The 16,516-nt window shown below is 68.1% G+C and carries 18 protein-coding genes; 9 read left to right on the top strand and 9 right to left on the bottom strand.

Going from position 1 to position 16,516, the window contains the following annotated elements:
- The first annotated feature begins 224 nt into the window (after window positions 1-224).
- Together GGQ80_RS09830 and GGQ80_RS09825 are read left to right on the top strand one after the other, a co-directional pair.
- Entirely contained in the window at window positions 225-1,697 is a 1,473-nt protein-coding gene (locus GGQ80_RS09830; protein WP_183984272.1) for a leucyl aminopeptidase, read from the top strand.
- A 16-nt stretch (window positions 1,698-1,713) separates the two neighbouring features.
- The gene (locus tag GGQ80_RS09825) at window positions 1,714-2,154 is read left to right on the top strand and encodes a DNA polymerase III subunit chi (protein WP_183984270.1); all 441 of its coding nucleotides are present in this window, start codon (window positions 1,714-1,716) and stop codon (window positions 2,152-2,154) included.
- Here GGQ80_RS09825 and GGQ80_RS09820 read toward each other — a convergent pair.
- Window positions 2,151-2,861, bottom strand: coding sequence for a hypothetical protein (locus GGQ80_RS09820; protein ID WP_183984268.1), 711 nt, complete (start codon window positions 2,859-2,861; stop codon window positions 2,151-2,153). The genes GGQ80_RS09825 and GGQ80_RS09820 overlap by 4 nt on opposite strands.
- An 89-nt stretch (window positions 2,862-2,950) precedes the next feature.
- Here GGQ80_RS09820 and ndk point away from each other — a divergent pair, with 89 nt between their 5' ends.
- Window positions 2,951-3,373: a nucleoside-diphosphate kinase gene (ndk, locus tag GGQ80_RS09815; RefSeq protein WP_183984674.1), complete on the top strand. Its 423-nt coding sequence runs from the start codon at window positions 2,951-2,953 to the stop codon at window positions 3,371-3,373.
- A gap of 1 nt (window position 3,374) precedes the next feature.
- Window positions 3,375-3,896, top strand: coding sequence for a GNAT family N-acetyltransferase (locus GGQ80_RS09810; protein ID WP_183984266.1), 522 nt, complete (start codon window positions 3,375-3,377; stop codon window positions 3,894-3,896).
- Here GGQ80_RS09810 and GGQ80_RS09805 read toward each other — a convergent pair.
- The 4 genes from GGQ80_RS09805 to purM all read right to left on the bottom strand — a co-directional run bounded on the left by GGQ80_RS09805 (window position 3,893) and on the right by purM (window position 6,503).
- On the bottom strand, window positions 3,893-4,477 hold the full coding sequence (locus GGQ80_RS09805; protein ID WP_183984264.1) for a hypothetical protein: 585 nt from the start codon (window positions 4,475-4,477) through the stop codon (window positions 3,893-3,895). The two genes, GGQ80_RS09810 and GGQ80_RS09805, sit on opposite strands and share 4 nt — an antisense overlap.
- A complete protein-coding gene (locus GGQ80_RS09800) occupies window positions 4,474-4,833 on the bottom strand; it encodes an MmcQ/YjbR family DNA-binding protein (RefSeq protein ID WP_183984262.1) in 360 nt (119 codons plus the stop codon). The genes GGQ80_RS09805 and GGQ80_RS09800 overlap by 4 nt, the downstream gene beginning before the upstream one ends.
- Window positions 4,830-5,336, bottom strand: coding sequence for a phosphoribosylglycinamide formyltransferase (purN, locus tag GGQ80_RS09795; RefSeq protein WP_183984672.1), 507 nt, complete (start codon window positions 5,334-5,336; stop codon window positions 4,830-4,832). The genes GGQ80_RS09800 and purN overlap by 4 nt, the downstream gene beginning before the upstream one ends.
- Before the next feature lie 75 nt (window positions 5,337-5,411).
- Window positions 5,412-6,503 (bottom strand): phosphoribosylformylglycinamidine cyclo-ligase, encoded by a 1,092-nt coding sequence (gene purM / locus GGQ80_RS09790; RefSeq protein WP_183984260.1) that lies wholly within the window; start codon window positions 6,501-6,503, stop codon window positions 5,412-5,414.
- A 65-nt stretch (window positions 6,504-6,568) separates the two neighbouring features.
- Here purM and GGQ80_RS09785 point away from each other — a divergent pair, with 65 nt between their 5' ends.
- The 4 genes from GGQ80_RS09785 to GGQ80_RS09770 are packed head-to-tail and all read left to right on the top strand — an operon-like array spanning window position 6,569 to window position 12,080.
- The gene (locus GGQ80_RS09785; protein ID WP_183984258.1) at window positions 6,569-7,807 is read left to right on the top strand and encodes a heavy-metal-associated domain-containing protein; all 1,239 of its coding nucleotides are present in this window, start codon (window positions 6,569-6,571) and stop codon (window positions 7,805-7,807) included.
- Window positions 7,804-8,433: a P-loop NTPase family protein gene (locus GGQ80_RS09780; RefSeq protein WP_183984256.1), complete on the top strand. Its 630-nt coding sequence runs from the start codon at window positions 7,804-7,806 to the stop codon at window positions 8,431-8,433. Before GGQ80_RS09785 ends, GGQ80_RS09780 begins: the two co-directional genes overlap by 4 nt.
- A 3-nt stretch (window positions 8,434-8,436) precedes the next feature.
- Window positions 8,437-10,596 carry an RNA degradosome polyphosphate kinase gene (locus tag GGQ80_RS09775; protein WP_183984254.1) on the top strand — a complete coding sequence of 720 codons (2,160 nt, stop codon included), beginning with the start codon at window positions 8,437-8,439 and terminating at the stop codon, window positions 10,594-10,596.
- Window positions 10,593-12,080, top strand: coding sequence for a Ppx/GppA phosphatase family protein (locus tag GGQ80_RS09770; protein ID WP_183984252.1), 1,488 nt, complete (start codon window positions 10,593-10,595; stop codon window positions 12,078-12,080). The genes GGQ80_RS09775 and GGQ80_RS09770 overlap by 4 nt, the downstream gene beginning before the upstream one ends.
- 11 nt (window positions 12,081-12,091) lie before the next feature.
- Here GGQ80_RS09770 and GGQ80_RS09765 read toward each other — a convergent pair whose 3' ends face one another.
- Together GGQ80_RS09765 and rnd are read right to left on the bottom strand one after the other, a co-directional pair.
- Complete coding sequence (locus GGQ80_RS09765) at window positions 12,092-12,376, bottom strand: I78 family peptidase inhibitor (RefSeq protein ID WP_183984250.1); 285 nt, start codon at window positions 12,374-12,376, stop codon at window positions 12,092-12,094.
- Window positions 12,373-13,548 (bottom strand): ribonuclease D, encoded by a 1,176-nt coding sequence (gene rnd / locus GGQ80_RS09760; RefSeq protein WP_183984248.1) that lies wholly within the window; start codon window positions 13,546-13,548, stop codon window positions 12,373-12,375. Before rnd ends, GGQ80_RS09765 begins: the two co-directional genes overlap by 4 nt.
- A gap of 148 nt (window positions 13,549-13,696) precedes the next feature.
- Between rnd and aspS the strand changes: the two genes are divergently transcribed.
- Entirely contained in the window at window positions 13,697-15,490 is a 1,794-nt protein-coding gene (aspS, locus tag GGQ80_RS09755) for an aspartate--tRNA ligase (RefSeq protein WP_183984246.1), read from the top strand.
- 45 nt (window positions 15,491-15,535) lie between these two features.
- On the opposite strand, the gene GGQ80_RS09750 is transcribed toward aspS, so the two are convergent.
- Both GGQ80_RS09750 and GGQ80_RS09745 read right to left on the bottom strand, forming a co-directional pair.
- Window positions 15,536-15,979 (bottom strand): hypothetical protein, encoded by a 444-nt coding sequence (locus tag GGQ80_RS09750; RefSeq protein WP_183984244.1) that lies wholly within the window; start codon window positions 15,977-15,979, stop codon window positions 15,536-15,538.
- On the bottom strand, window positions 15,973-16,470 hold the full coding sequence (locus GGQ80_RS09745) for a hypothetical protein (protein ID WP_183984242.1): 498 nt from the start codon (window positions 16,468-16,470) through the stop codon (window positions 15,973-15,975). The genes GGQ80_RS09750 and GGQ80_RS09745 overlap by 7 nt, the downstream gene beginning before the upstream one ends.
- Window positions 16,471-16,516 lie beyond the last annotated feature (46 nt).

Genomic DNA, 16,516 nt, shown 5'->3' with positions numbered 1-16,516 from the left:
CGTCGCCACCAGCGCGAGCGGCAGGGCACAACTGGCCAGGAAGTGGTTACGCAACACTCGGTTTTCGCCCTTTCGACGCTCGCTGGCGTACCGCGTCGCCGCCCTGAACGGCGCGCGTTCGCCGCTATTGCATTGCCCCGGTCCGACTGCAATCGCCGTGCTTTGCTTGATCGCCAAGAGCGCCTAGGACTGGATCATTGTCGCAATCCCAAGGTTTGATGCTCATGCAGGTTCGTTTCGTCGCCTCCCTCCACGCCGACACCGCTGCCGTCGTCCTGCCCGTCGCGAAGGACGGTATCGACCGGATCGCCGCCGATGCGCTGGGCGAGAACGCCGCGCTGGTCAAAGCGGCGGCAAGCGCGCAGCGGTTCGAGGGAGAGGCGGGCGGCATCGTCGATGCGGTGGTGCCGGCCTCGGGCGGCACCCGCCGCGTGATTCTGGTCGGCGTTGGCGGCGGCGCCGAGCCGGACTGGGAAAAGGCCGGCGGCGCCATCACCGCCAAGCTGCTGGCATCGGGCGCAACGAGCGTCGCGGTCGACCTTTCGGCCATTACGGAGGCGCCCAGCACTGCCGCGGCCGCGCGGTTCGCAGGCGCGATCGCGCAGCGCGCGTGGCGCTATGACGTCTATCGCACCAAGCTGCCCGAAAAGCAGAAGCCGACGCTGACCGAGGTGACGATCGCCGGCGCACCCGCCGGGACCGAGGCGGCATGGGCGGCGCAGGAAGCGCTGACCGCCGGCCTGGCGCTGACCAAGACGCTCGTCTCGGCGCCGCCCAACGTCCTGTATCCCGAAAGCTTCGTCGAGTGGGTACTGAAGGACGTCGACGGTCTCGGCCTGGAGGTAACCGTGCTCGACGAGGCGGCGATGCACGACCTCGGCATGGGCGCGCTGCTCGGCGTGTCGCAGGGGTCGCGCCGCGACGCTCGGCTGCTTGCGCTGAAGTGGAACGGCGGCGCGGACGGCGACTTGACCGCGCTCGTCGGTAAAGGCGTGACCTTCGATACCGGCGGCATCTCGATCAAGCCCGCGGCCGGCATGGAGGACATGAAGTGGGACATGGGCGGCGCCGGCGCCGTGGCGGGGACGATGCGCGCACTCGCCCAGCGCAAGGCGAAGGCTAACGTTATCGGCGTCATGGGCCTCGTCGAGAATATGCCCGACGGCAATGCCCAGCGGCCCGGCGACGTCGTGACGTCGATGTCCGGGCAAACGGTCGAGGTCATCAACACCGACGCCGAAGGGCGGCTGGTGCTGTGCGACGCGATCACCTGGGTCCAGCGTACGCATAAGCCCAAGACGATCGTCGACCTCGCCACGCTCACCGGCGCGATGATTGTCAGCCTCGGCAACGAATTTGGCGGCCTGTTCGCCAATGACGATGCACTCGCCGAGATGCTCACCGCCGCCAGCCTGGCAACCGGCGACAAGCTGTGGCGCTTCCCGCTGGCGGCGGCCTACGACAAGCTGATCGATAGTCCGATCGCGGACATGAAGAACGTGGGCCCGCGCGGCGCCGGCTCGATCACCGCGGCGCAGTTCCTCCAGCGCTATGTCAACGACGGCGTGAAGTGGGCGCATCTCGACATCGCCGGTATGGTGTGGTCCGACAAGCCGGGCTCGACCTACGAGAAGGGCGCGACCGGCTATGGCGTCCGCCTGCTCGACCGCTTCATCGCCGAGCGGCACGAGCGCTGAGGGAGCGGGGAGGGCCATGCGGGTCGACTTCTATCACCTGACCCGCATGCCCCTCGAACGCGTGCTGCCGCAGATCGCCGACAAGGTCGTTGCGACCGGCGAGCGCCTGCTGATCGTCTCGTCGAATGAGGCGCAGCAGGTCGCGCTCGACGCGCTGCTATGGAGCTATGCACCCGACAGCTTCCTGCCCCACGCCAGGATCGGCACCGGTGACGATGCCGCCCAACCGATACTGATCGCCGGCGACGTCAACGCCGCCAACCGAGCGCGCAACGTCGCGATCGTCGACGGGGAATGGCGCGACGACGCGCTCGACTTCGACCGCGCCTTCCATTTCTTCGACGATGACGCGATCCGCGGTGCGCGGGCGGCGTGGAAGTCGCTCGCCGACCGCGATGGCGTCGAACGCCGCTACTGGAAGCAGAACGACGCGGGTCGGTGGGAGAATGTCGCTTAGGTGAGCGGGCGGCGGATAGCGGATGCAGCGAGCGATGCCGACAAACCGCTAGCGTCGACGTAACGCCCAAATTCAATGGGGACGCGCTTCCCGGCCAACAGTCGGTCGGAGCGGTGGATCGTTGTTTCGATCGCGTGGGCGGATGCACGGGCCACTCCCAGCGCCTGCCGAAGCGTCAGGACCGTATCGCCGTCGATGGGACCCGGCGATCGCTCGATTATCGCCAGGGTGGTCCACGCGTTCGGCTCCGCCTCGCTCTCGCGGGCAAAATCGTCGACCGTGACTGAATAGGCGAGCGCGATGTCGCGCGCCTCGCCGATCGGCGCGTGGAGCAATACGCCGTCCGACAAAGCGACATCGAAGGCGGCGCGCTCGCTGACGCGGTCCGGAGGCCGCCCGATCGAGGCGATCATCGGCAGGACCGCTCCGGTCCGCCTAGCTGCGATCAGCCGTTCGATCTCGTCCAATCGTCGCGCCACGCAGGGCCGAAGCAGCCAGCGCTCGCCCAGGTTGAACCGGTTGCCGGCCATTTCGGTACGCATCGCCGCGGCGCTCCGGTCGAGCCTCAGGCGCCAGCGGATCGCATCGGCGACTTCGCCGATCGCCAGCGCGATCAGAACCCCCAGCGCGATACTGCCGATTTCTCGGCCGAAGCGCCGCCGTCGCCGGCGATCGCTCGTCGCCTCTCCAGCCGTCGCGTCGGTCATCGTCGCCCCCCCCGCTTGCATCGCCGAGGGACGAAGACTAGGGCAGCGCCACTTTTCCGCAATCAGCAACGCAGGAGCACGTGACCGTCATGGCCGCGAACCGTACCTTTTCGATCATCAAGCCCGACGCCACCCGCCGCAACCTGACCGGCGCGGTCACCAAGATGCTGGAGGAGGCAGGCCTGCGCGTCGTCGCCTCGAAGCGCATCCAGATGACCAAGGAGCAGGCCGAGGGCTTCTACGCGGTCCACAAGGAGCGTCCGTTCTTCAACGACCTCGTCAGCTTCATGATTTCGGGCCCGGTCGTCGTCCAGGTGCTCGAGGGCGAGAATGCCGTGCAGCGTAATCGCGACATCATGGGCGCGACCAACCCCGAGAATGCCGAGCCGGGCACCATCCGCAAGGAGCTGGCCGAGTCGATCGAGGCGAACTCGGTCCACGGATCGGACTCGGACGAGAATGCCGCGATCGAGATCGCCTACTTCTTCAAGCCGGAAGAGATTGTCGGCTGACATGGCCGACTGGCGCCTGCGGCGGGCCGGCGAGGGCGATGCGCCCGCGCTGTCGCTCGTCGCGGGGGCCAGCTTTCTGGAAACCTTCGCCGGCATCCTCGCCGGTCCCGATATCGTCACGCACTGTGCCGCCAAGAGCAGCACCGCCGCCTTTGCCGCCTGGCTGGCCGATGACCGTTGCGCGCTGACGCTGGCGGAGACGAACGCCGGCCATGCCCCGATCGGCTATGCGGTGGTGACGCCGCCCGATCTTCCCGTCGACACTGATGATCGCGACCTCGAGCTGCGACGGATCTACGCGCTGTCGCGGTTCCACGGCGGCGGCCTCGGCGCGGCGCTGATGGCGGATGCGATCGAGGGTGCCCGCGAGCGCGGCGCCGAACGGCTGCTGCTCGGTGTCTATGGCGGCAACACCCGTGCGCATCGCTTCTACGAGCGGCAGGGCTTCACCATCATCGGCACGCGCCGCTTCCTCGTCGGCGCCACGTGGCACGACGACTTCATCTACGGGCGGTCCCTTTAGGGCTTGAGGCGCGCCCAGGCCTTGTCGAGCGCCGCCTGATCGCCACCGCGCTGGCGCAGCTTCAGCCCCTCGACCTTCAGCGCGCGGCCGAACAGCCGGCGGCCATGCGTGCTCCAGATGACGTCATAGATGCCGGTCGCGGACCGCTCGACGTCGTCGTCCCAATAGCGCAGCGTCAGCAGAACCGGCAGGCGGCCGGTGCGGTCGTCGGGGCCGCCGTCGGTCATCCTCAGTATCTGCTTCTCGAACCAGGCCGCGTCGATCACGGGATCGCCGGCCGGGCTCTGCGATCCGATCAACAAGGCGGTCGGAAAGACGACGCGCGCGTCGGCAATGTCGTGGCGCTCGTCCTTCAACGCCAGCCGCTTGCCGTCGTCTTCGACGCTCGCCGTGAGTTCGATCCGTGCCTTCTCTCGCGCCGCGCCGGCCTGCTCGGCCGCCCTGCTCGCCTCATCGGCGCGGCGATCGGACCAGTTGCTCCACAATGTCAGCGCACCGATCAGCAGGCCGGCGACCGCAACGAATTCCGCCAGCGAGATCCAGCGCCGGCGGGTACGAGCCTGTTCGGCGCTTTCGCTCATCGCCCGCCAGCCTCCAGCAATGCCCGCGGCGCGGCGAGTTCCCAGCTGCGCGCGACGCGATCCTCGACCAGCGTCCAGTCGGCATCGCCCGACAGGTCGATCGCGACCCATCCCGAGGGGCCGAGATAGGCCGGCTTCGAATAGGTGTCCGGCGCCGCGTCGAGCAGCATCGCCTGTTCGTCCTCGCCACTGGTCTTCACGCACACCACCACGCGGCCATCGCCATGATGATCGTCGCGAAACTGCGCGAACTGCTTGCCCGCGACGAAGAAGGTCGGCTGGCCGTGGCTCTCCCGCTCCTCAACGTCGGGCAGCAGCAGCGCGATCTCGCGCAGGCGGGACAGTGTGTCGGTCATCGGTTCACGAACTCCGCAAGCACCTTGGGATAGAGCCGGTGCTCCTCGACGAGCACGCGGGCCGCCAGCGTATCGGGAGTGTCGCCCGCCAGGATCGGCACCTCCGCCTGGCCGAGCACCGCGCCACCGTCCAGTACCTCGGTCACGACATGCACCGAGCAGCCATGAACCCCGTCGTTGGCGGCGATCGCCCGTGCATGCGTGTCGAGCCCCTTGTACTTGGGCAACAACGACGGATGGATGTTGACGATCCGCCCGCGCCAGTCGGCGACGAAGCGGTCGGACAACAGCCGCATATAGCCGGCCAGCGCGATCACCTCGACGCCCGCATCACGTAGCGCACGATCGAGCGCCCCCTCATAGGCGGCCTTGCCCAATCCCTTGGGCGACAGCGCAAAGGTGGCGAGGCCGCGGTCGCGCGCCCAGGCGATGCCGGGCGCATCGGGCTTGTCGGAGGCGACCAGCGCCACGTCGAACAGCTCGGACTCGACCAGCGCCATCATGTTCGATCCGCGACCGGACAGCAGGATACCGACGCGCTTGGTCACGCGGCCCGCCCCGCGACGCCATCGGCGACGTCAGGCATCATGGCCGGCTTCCCAGGCACCGCGCGCACTCCACGTCTCGTCCGAACCGCGGACGGTGCAGCCCCGCTGCCCCGCCTCGATTCGGCCGATCCGATGTACCGTCTCGCCAGCGTCGGTCAGCGCCTGCGCCACGCTATCGGCCTCGTCCGACGACACGACGACGGCCATGCCGATGCCGCAGTTGAACGTCCGCGCCATCTCCTCGGGCTCGATATTGCCCTGCGCCTGAAGGAAAGCCATCAGTCGCGGCTGCGGCCAGGCATCGGCGTCGACCACTGCCCGCACGCCATCGGGCAGGACGCGCGGAATATTTTCGAGCAGTCCGCCACCGGTGATGTGCGCGAGCCCGCGGATGCGCCCCGCACGCAGCAGCGGCAGCATGCTGGCGACATAGATCCGCGTCGGCGCCATCAGCGCATCTATCAGCAGCCGGTCGGCGTCGAACAGCGCCGGACGATCGAGCTTCCATCCCTTGTCGGCGGCAAGGCGCCGCACCAGGCTGAAACCGTTGGAATGGACACCCGACGAAGCGAGGCCAAGGATGACGTCGCCCGCTGCGATCGTGGCCCCCGTCAACAGGCGGTCACGCTCGACCGCGCCGACGCAGAAGCCGGCGAGGTCGTAGTCGCCGCCGGCGTACATCCCCGGCATTTCAGCGGTCTCGCCGCCGATCAGTGCGCAACCGGCCTGACGGCATCCCTCGGCGATCGACGCGATCACCTGTTCGGCGACGCCCTGGTCGAGCTGGCCGGTGGCGTAATAGTCGAGGAAGAACAGCGGCTCGGCGCCCTGGACGATCAGGTCGTTGGCGCACATCGCGACCAGGTCGATGCCGACGCCGGCGTGCCGCTCATGCTCGATCGCGAGCTTCAGCTTGGTGCCGACGCCGTCGTTCGCCGCGACCAGCAGCGGATCGGAAAAGCCCGCCGCCTTGAGATCGAAGATGCCGCCGAAGCCGCCGAGGTCCGCGTCGGCGCCGCTGCGGCGCGTCGAGCGGGCGAGGGGGCCGATGGCCCGCACCAATGCATTTCCCGCGGCAATCGAGACGCCGGAGTCGGCGTAGGTATAGGGTCCGTCGCTCATGCGGAGTGCTGCTAGCCACATCGCGCTTGGATTTCCACGCCCGCTTCGTCAAAAGGCTGCCAATCATGCCAGCGCGCCCCCTGACGACCGCCATCGCGATCGCCGCCCTGCTTGGCGGAGCGGCGGCGCTTGCCCAGATCGAGGGTGGACGCGGCATCGCCCCGATCGACAGCGGCGGCAGCTACGAGGTTGCGGGCGTCACCGTCGATGTGGCGGGAAAGACGGCTGACGCTGCGCGGTTTGCCGGCTGGCGATTAGCGCAGCGGCGCGCGTGGGTGCAGCTGTCGCGGCGGCTGGGCGGCGGCGGCGAGCTGGTGTCGGACGGCACGCTCGACCAGATGGTGTCGGGCATTGTCGTCGAAAAGGAACAGATCGGGCCGACGCGCTACATCGCGCGGCTCGGCGTGCTGTTCAATCGCGCGCGGGCGGGCGGGCTGCTCGGCATCGCCGCCTATGCCGATCGCTCGCGGCCGATGCTGGTCGTCCCATTGCAGGTCTCGGGCGGCGTCGAGACGGTGTTCGAGCGGCGCAACCCCTGGCAGGAGGCGTGGGCGCGGTTCCGCACCGGGAACAGCGCCGTCGATTACATCCGTCCGTCGGGAAGCGGCGCCGATTCGCTGCTGCTCAATGCCGGACAGATCGGGCGGCCGGGACGCGGCTGGTGGCGGACTGTGATCGACCAATATGGGGCGTCCGACGTCCTGATCCCGGTCGTTCGGCTCTATCGCACCTATCCCGGCGGTCCGATCGTCGGCGTGTTCGAGGCGCGCCACGGACCCGACAACCGCTATCTGGGCAGCGCGACGCTTCGCGTCGGCAGCGCGGCGGGCCTGCCGCAACTGCTCGACGCCGGGGTGAAGCGGCTCGATGATATGTTCCAGCGCGCGCTACGCGGCGGCATGCTCGGCTTCGATCCCAGCCTGGCGCCGCTGCCCGATCCGACCCCGGCGGCGACCGACGATATCGAGGGAGGCGATACGATCGCCGAGATCGTCGGTGATTCGGCGACTGCCGGATCTGTCGTGACCGTACAGTTTGACACGCCCACCGCGTCGGCCGTCGCCAACACCGAATCGGCGCTGCGCTCGATCCCCGGCGTGCGCCGTGCGATCACGACCAGCCTGGCGCTCGGTGGTCTGTCGCTGATGACGGTCACGCTCGACGGCGACCCAGAGGCCTTCAAGGCGGCGCTGACCGCGCGCGGCTATCAGGTGCTGGGTTCGGGCCAGACGCTACGCATTCGCCGCTCCGCCATCACGCCGCCAACAGCCGCTCCGGCGACGGAGGAGGTGCCCGCGGGATGAGTCAGATCGCGCTACCGCTCGGCTGGCCGGCGGACCCACGCGACGACGGCTTCCTGGTGACACCCTCCAACGCGCGTGCCGCGCACGGTCTCGAACATTGGGGTGCCTGGCCGGTGATGACCGCGCTGCTCACGGGACCGCGCAAGTCGGGCCGCAGCCTGCTCGCCCGCATCTTCGCGGCAAAGAGCGGCGGCAGCGTCGTCGACGATGCTGAACGGCACGACGAGGCCGAACTGTTCCACGCCTGGAACGACGCGCAGGCGCAGCGCCGGCCACTCGTCATCGTCGCCGAGGCGATGCCGCCCGCCTGGGAGGTTGCACTGCCCGATCTGCGCTCACGTCTCGCCGCCAGCCCCCATTTTTCGATCGAGGCGCCAGACGATGCGCTGATGCGTGGGCTGCTCGCCCATCTGTTCGCTAGGCGCGGGCTGGATGCCCGCCCCGATCTGATCGAATGGCTCGCCACCCGCACCGAGCGGAGCCACCTGGCGATCCTGCGCGTCGTCGACCTGCTCGAACAGGACGTCGTCGAGCGGCGCAAGCGGCTCTCGATTCCACTCGCGCGCCATGTGCTCGCCGAAGCGGGGATCGTAACAGGATCGCCATCGGTTGGGTCTAGCGACTAACCCATGACACGCCCCGCGCACCTCCGCCTCTCGCTCGCCGACGATACTTTCGCCGCGCAGGGCAGCGATCGCTACTTCAATCGCGAGCTGTCGTGGCTCGCCTTCAACCGCCGCGTCCTCGAGGAGGCGTGCAACGAGGCGCATCCGCTGCTTGAGCGACTGCGCTTCCTGTCGATTTCGGGCTCGAACCTCGACGAATTCTTCATGGTCCGCGTCGCCGGCCTGAAAGGACAGCAGGTACAGGAGGTCGAGCGCCGCTCCGCTGACGGCCTTACCGCCGCGCAGCAGCTGGTGCCGATCATCGCCGAGGCCGACGCGCTGATGGCCAGCCAGCAGGCGGTTTGGGGCGATCTTCGCGTGCTGCTCGACGAGGCGGGTATCTTCGTCCTTCGCCGCGACGAGGTGGACGAGGCGGCGAGCGACTGGCTGGAGACGCATTTCCGCGAGCAAATCTTCCCGATCCTGACCCCGCAGGCGCTTGATCCGTCGCACCCGTTCCCGTTCATCCCCAACAAGGGGCTGTCGGTGATCTTCGACCTCGTCCGCATCTCGGACAGGGAGCCGGTGCGCGAACTGGTCATGATCCCCGCCAGCACGCCGCGCTTCATTCGGCTGGCAGGCGATACGCCGCGCTACATCTCGATCGAGGCGGTGCTGAAGCGCTTCGCCAGGCTGCTCTTCCCCGGCTACGAGGTGCAGAGCGCAGGCACCTTCCGCGTGCTGCGCGACAGCGACATCGAGATCGACGAGGAGGCGGAGGATCTGGTCCGCTACTTCGCCAATGCGATCAAGCGCCGCCGCCGCGGCCGGGTGATTCGGCTCGAGCTGGAGACGGGCCTGTCCGACGCGCTCGCCAACGTGCTGCGCGACGAGCTGGGCGGTGCCGATGCGATCATCACCGAAAGCGGCAACTTGCTCGGCATCGGCGACCTCGACGCGGTGCTGGAGGAGGATCGGCCCGACCTCAAGTTCCAGCCCTATGTCCCGCGCTTTCCCGAGCGGATCCGCGAATTCGGCGGCGACTGCTTCGCGGCGATCCGCTCGAAGGACATCATCGTCCAGCACCCCTATGAGACGTTCGACGTCGTCATCGAATTCCTGAAACAGGCCGCCGCCGATCCCGATGTCATCGCGATCAAGCAGACGCTCTATCGCGCCGGCAAGCAGCCCGCGATCATCAACGCGCTGATCGCCGCCGCCGAGGCGGGCAAGTCGGTCACCGCCGTCGTCGAGCTGCGCGCGCGCTTCGACGAGGAGCAGAACCTCTATTGGGCCGCGGCGCTGGAACGGGCGGGTGTGCAGGTGGTCTACGGCTTCCTCGACTGGAAGACCCATGCCAAGGTGTCGATGGTGGTGCGGCGCGAGGGCTCACAGTTCCGCACCTACTGCCACTTCGGCACCGGCAACTATCACCCGGTCACCGCGCGCATCTACACCGATCTCAGCTTCTTCACCGCCGATCCGCGGATCGGGCGCGATGCGGCGCAGATGTTCAACTACGTCACCGGCTACGTCGAGCCCACCGACATCGCCAAGCTGTCGCTGTCGCCGCAGCATCTGCGCGCCAAGCTGATGACGCTGATCGATGCTGAGATCGCCAATGCCCGTGCCGGCCGATGCGGCATGGTGTGGGCGAAGATGAATTCGCTGGTCGACCCGGCGATCATCGAGAAGCTGTACGAGGCGAGCAGCGCCGGCGTCGAGGTGGAGCTCATCATCCGCGGCATCTGCTGCCTGCGACCCGGCGTGCCCGGCGTGTCGGACAATATCCGCGTGAAGTCGGTGATCGGTCGCTTCCTCGAGCACAGCCGCGTCTTCGCCTTCGGCAATGGCTCGGCGCTGCCGAACGACGGGGCGAAGGTGTTCATCTCGTCCGCGGACTGGATGCCGCGCAACTTCGACATGCGCGTCGAATATATGCTGCCGATCGAGAACCCGACGGTCCACGACCAGGTGCTCGACCAGGTGATGGTCGCGAACCTGCTCGATAACGAGCAGAGCTGGGAGCTGGAGCCCGATGGTCGCTACGTGCGCGAGGAGCCGGGCGACAAGCCGTTCAACCTGCACCGCTATTTCATGATCAACCCGTCGCTGTCGGGCCGCGGCGCTGCCTTGACCCGCGATGCCGTGCCGACCCTGTCGTTGCGGCGCCGCAAATCTTGACGTTGCCGCTCCTGCGCCGGTCGCCGGCCGCTCGCCCCGCAGAGGGGCGACGGGCGATCATCGACATCGGGTCGAACTCGGTGCGCCTGGTCGTGTACCAGGGCCATCCGCGCGTGCCCGCGATCATCTACAACGAAAAGGTCATGGCCGGGCTTGGCCGCAGCCTGGGCGCCACCGGGGCGATTGACGCCGAGGCGATGGCGACCGGCACCGCGGCGCTCGCGCGGTTCGCGGCGCTCGCGCGGGAAATGGACGCCGACCTGCGCGTCGTCGCCACCGCCGCTGTTCGCGATGCCAGCAACGGGCCGGAATTCGTCGCGAGTGCCAAGGCGCTCGGGCTTGCGGTCGAGCTGCTGTCGGGCGAACAGGAAGCGGTTGCGGCGGGGGAGGGGGTCCTGTCCGCGATTCCCGACGCCGACGGCATCGTCGGCGACCTTGGCGGCGGCAGTCTCGAGCTGGTGCGGATCGTCGCGGGCACCGTGACCGATCGTGCGTCCTTTCCGCTCGGCGTGCTGCGGATCGCGGGGCAACGCGGCAAGGGGCTCGACCGGCTCGTCGCCGGGCTGCTCAAGAAGGCGGGTTGGGCCGGCCGCGGACGAGGGCTGCCGGTGTATCTCGTCGGCGGTTCGTGGCGAGCGCTAGCCAAGCTCGACATGAACCAGTCGGGCTACCCGCTGCCGATCATCCATGGCTATGCGATGAGCGCGGTGACGGTGACCCGGCTCGGGCGCACCATCGCGCATCTCGCCAAGCCGCGTCTGCGCGCCATCGCCGAACTGTCGGCCTCGCGGGCCGCTACGCTGGGCGATGCCGCCGCGCTGCTGTCGTTGCTGATGCGCGAATTGGGCAGCGATCGTGCGATCGTCTCGGCCTTTGGCCTGCGCGAAGGCCTGCTCCACGGTGCGCTCGACGCCGCGACTCGCCGGCTCGATCCGCTCATCGTTGCCGCACGCGAGGAGGGCCGGGCGCTCGGTCGCTTCCCGGAGCATGGCGACCTGATCGACCGATGGATCGCGCCGCTGTTCGCCGCCGAAAGCGAGGCGGAGGCGCGCGTCCGTCATGCCGCCTGCCTGCTCGCTGATGTCGGCTGGCGCGCCAATCCCGAATTCCGCGACGAGCGCGGCGCCGAGATCGTGCTGCATGGCAATTGGGTCGCGATCGAGGCGGCCGAGCGCGCGATGCTGGCGCAGGCGGTGTACAGCAGCCTGGGAGGCAACGAGATGGCGCCTGTGCCAATCCCCGTGCTCGCCGGCGCGGAACGACGGCTGCTCGCCTATCGCTGGGGCATGGCGATCCGGTTCGGGCAGCGGCTATCGGCGGGCATGGCCGGGCCGCTCGAGCGCTCGTCGCTGAGCGCTGACGGCGACACGCTCGTCCTCACCCTCAAGGAAGCTGATCGCGCGCTCTACAGCGAGGCGGTGCAGCGACGCCACGGCGCGCTGGCAGCGGCGCTGGGGTTGGAGGCGGTCGCGCGAATCGCGTGACCACGCGCGCCTCAGCCGCAGCGCAGCCCGGCGATCAGGCCGGCATCGTCGACCAGGATGTTCAGGCGATCGGGGCGCAGGTCCATCGTCGCCGCGTCGCCGGGACGCAGCACGCGCGCGATCCGCGCGCTGGTTTCCTGTTGAAGGGCCATCCGCTGATGCTCGCGGAATTTGGTGCCGACGAACCGCATCCGCGCCTGCTCGCTGACGATGCACGGCCCGGCGGGTACCGGCTCGGGGCGATCGACGGCGGCGCACCCGGCAAGCATCAGCAGGGCGATCGGCCAGGTCTTCATGCGGCGTCCTCCGTTCGCGTCATCTTGAGCTTCCCGCCCTGGACGGCGAAGCCCAGTCGCCCCTCGACGAGATCGAGCGCGTCCTGCCCGAACTGGTCGAAGCGCCAACCCTGCAGCATCGGCAGTCCGGTCCTGACACCCGCGGCCAGCGCCTCCAGCTCGTCCGAACGCGCCAGCAGGCGCGAGGCAACGTCGATGTCGCGCGCGCGAATCTTGAGCAGCAGCTTGAGCAAGTCGGCCACGAGCGCGCCGTCCTTGCCCAGCCCCGGCTTGCGATCGTCGCGCGGCGGCATCTCGTCGTCCGACAGGGGCTGCGCGCTCTCCAGCGCGATCATCAGGCGATTGCCGATGTCGTTGCCCGCCCAGGTCGCCGACAATCCGCGCACCTTGGCAAGATCGCCCTGGCGCCGCGGCGGATGGCTGGCGAGGTCGGCAAGCGTCTCGTCCTTGACGATGCGTCCGCGCGGCAGGTCCTTCGCCTGCGCCTCCATCTCACGCCAGCGGGCAAGCGCCTTCAGCCGGCCGAGCACCTCGGGTTTGCGGCCGGGAATACGCACGCGCTTCCAGGCCAGCTCTGGATCGTTGACGTAGTTGGCCGGATCGCCCAGCCGCTCCATCTCCTGGTCGAGCCAGCCGCCGCGCCCGGTCTTGCGCAGTCGCTCCAGCATCAACGGAAAGATCCGCGCCAGGTGGGTGACGTCGCCGATCGCATAGTCGACCTGGCGCTCGTCGAGTGGGCGGCGCGACCAGTCTGTGAACCGCGCCCCCTTGTCGACCTGGATGCCGAGCCAGCTGTCGACGAGGTTCGAATAGCCGATCTGCTCGCCTTGGCCGAGCGCCATCGCCGCGACCTGGGTGTCGAACAGCGGATGCGGCGTCTTGCCGGTCAGGTTGTAGACGATCTCCAGGTCCTGGCCGCCGGCGTGGAAGACCTTTAGCACGTCCTCGTTGTCGACGAGCAGCTCGAGCAACGGGCCCATGTCGAGGCCCGGCGCCAGCGGATCGATCGCCGCCGCCTCGTTCACGTCGGCGACCTGGATGAGGCACAGCTCCGGCCAATAGGTGCTCTCTCGCATGAACTCGGTGTCGACCGTGATGAAATCGGCCTGGGCGAGGCGGGTGCAGAGGTTGGCGAGCGTCGCGCTGTCGGTAATCAACGGGTGGATGTGCATATCGCGTCCTCCTTAGACCGGCCTGCGCGGGTTGACAAAGAGGGGCGTAAGAGGGGAGGGCGCGACCTCCCTTATCAGCCACCCTGGCGCAGGCCGGGGCCCAGTCACGGGTCGTCCATGGATCGGCCCTGCATATGAGACGACACACATGCACGCCTACCGCTCTCACACCTGTGCCGCGCTGACCGCCGCGAATGTCGGCGAGACCGTCCGCCTGTCGGGCTGGGTTCATCGCAAGCGCGATCACGGCGGCGTGCTGTTCGTCGACCTGCGCGACAATTACGGCATCACCCAGGTCGTGGCCGACGTCGACTCGCCGGCGCTCAAGGTGCTGGAAGAGGTCCGCGTCGAATCGGTCGTGACGATCGACGGCGAGGTGAAGGCCCGCGCCGCCGGTACCGCGAACGCCAATCTCGCCACGGGCGAGATCGAGGTGTTCGCGCGCGCCGCGACCGTCCAGTCGCACGCGCAGGAGCTGCCGATGCCGGTGGCGGGCGACCAGGAATATCCCGAGGATATCCGCCTGCGCTATCGCTTTCTCGACCTGCGTCGCGAGCGGCTTCATGCGAACATCAAGCTGCGCTCGGACGTCATCGCCTCGCTGCGCCAGCGGATGATCGGCCAGGGCTTCACCGAATTCCAGACGCCGATCCTGACCGCCTCGTCGCCCGAGGGGGCACGCGACTATCTGGTCCCCAGCCGCGTCCACCCGGGCAAGTTCTACGCGCTGCCGCAGGCGCCGCAGATGTTCAAGCAGCTGCTGATGGTCGCGGGCTTCGACCGCTATTTCCAGATCGCGCCCTGCTTCCGCGACGAGGACGCCCGCGCCGACCGCTCGCCCGGTGAATTCTACCAGCTCGACTTCGAGATGAGCTACGTCACGCAGGACGACGTCTTCGCCGCGATCGAGCCCGTGCTCCACGGCGTGTTCGAGCAGTTCGCCGACTGGCAGGGCAAGGGTCGCACCGTCAGCCCGCTGCCGTTCAAGCGCATCCCGTTCCGCGAATCGATGCTGAAGTACGGCAACGACAAGCCCGACCTGCGCAACCCGCTCATCATCACCGACGTCAGCGAGCATTTCGCGGGCTCAGGCTTCGGCCGCTTCGCATCGATCGTCGAGGCGGGCGACGTCGTCCGCGCGATCCCGGCGCCGGGCACGGCGGACAAGAGCCGCAAGTTCTTCGACGACATGAACAGCTGGGCGCAGGGCGAGGGCTTCGCCGGCCTCGGCTATGCCACCCGCAAGGGCGGCGAATGGGGCGGTCCAATCGCCAAGAACCATGGCGAGGACAAGATGTCAGCGATGGCCGACGCGCTCGGCCTCGGCCCGGACGACGGCATCTTTTTCGCGGCGGGCAAGGAAGCGCAGGCGGCCAAGCTCGCGGGGCTGGCGCGTACCCGCGTCGCCGATCAGCTAGGCCTGCTCGACCAGAGCCGGTTCGAGTTCTGCTGGATCGTCGACTTCCCGATGTTCGAATATGACGAGGACGCCAAGAAGGTCGACTTCAGCCACAACCCCTTCTCGATGCCGCAGGGCGAGCTGGAGGCGCTGGAGACCAAGGACCCGCTCGATATCCTGGCGTATCAGTACGACATCGTCTGCAACGGCATCGAGCTGTCCTCCGGCGCGATCCGGAACCATCGGCCCGAGATCATGTACAAGGCATTCGAGATCGCCGGCTACAGCCGCGAGGACGTCGACACCAATTTCGCGGGCATGATCAACGCCTTTAAGTACGGCGCACCGCCCCACGGCGGCTCGGCGCCCGGCGTCGACCGCATCGTCATGCTGCTGGCAGACGAGCCGAACATCCGCGAGGTCATCACCTTCCCGATGACGCAGAAAGCCGAGGACCTGATGATGGGCGCCCCCAGCTTCGTCTCGGCCAAGCAGCTGCGCGAACTCAACATCCGCTCGACCGCTGACCAGCCGATCGGATGATCATGGAGCGTCGGCCGCGTGCCGGGAAGGCCGGACGGTCGACGCTTACAATGGAGCCGGGGGGATCATTCGCAACGGCAGCGGCAGCGCCTGATGCCAGAGCACGGCATCCTGCTGACGCTTCGGCAGACCCGCGGCGATTACCGCCAGCTGGTCGCGGGTCAGTCCTGACCGTTCGCAGAAGAATGGATGGCGCGGCCGCCGGGCGAAATAGCTGAAGAAGGCTGCAGCCCGATCCCGGGCGAACGCCGGCGCCCCCCGATGGAAATACTTCGCGGTGTCGGCGAAGACCACCGTGCCGGCAGGGCCGGTACAGCTCGTTACCGAGTCGGCATAGTTTTCGCCGAACAGCTCGCGGAAATGGACCTCGTCCGCTTCGTGATAGCGATAGCCATGGCGGTCGTTCTGACGTTCGTCGACGCGTGAAAAGAGCTGAAAGGGTCCGCCGTCTGACCCGACATCGTTGAGGTACACGGCAACCTTCAACATTCGACGGTCTTCCCGATCGCGATGCCACAGCCGCGTCGCTCCTTCGCGTCCGTCCGCGACCGTATAGATGATCGACGGCCCGTCATAGGCAACGGGAAGCTCCAGATAGCGCTCGACGATATCGAGAGCCGGGCCTGCAGTCCCCATTCGAACAGCACGGGCTTCGCAGTCTGTTCGGCAGGAACGATCAGGTGTTGGTCGCCGTCAGCGTTGCGGTGTCTTGCCTCTACAGCATAGCGATCCGACAGATCGCGAGCCGCCGCGATCATCTCTTCGGATCGGTCCAGCCCGAGTGCGGGGAGGCTGGTGACATGAACGCCGCGCCGATGCAGCCCGTCGACGATCGAGGCGTCGACGTCGCTGAGCGTCGGCAGCTGGAACCGGTAGGCGTCGAGATCACGCTGATAGCGGCGCCTCAGCAGCGGCCTGACGACCGGCAGGTTCACCGCAATGAAGGCGACCGACGCCGGCCATTGTCGCAGGCGGTGCACACGCCTCGACCATCGCGGTGATAACATCAAACATTCTCCGCCAAAG

The sequence above is a fragment of the Sphingomonas jinjuensis genome (genome assembly GCF_014197105.1).
Classification (GTDB): domain Bacteria; phylum Pseudomonadota; class Alphaproteobacteria; order Sphingomonadales; family Sphingomonadaceae; genus Sphingomonas; species Sphingomonas jinjuensis.
Note: the sequence above shows the minus strand (reverse complement) of the source record. Positions and strands in the feature narration are given on the sequence as shown.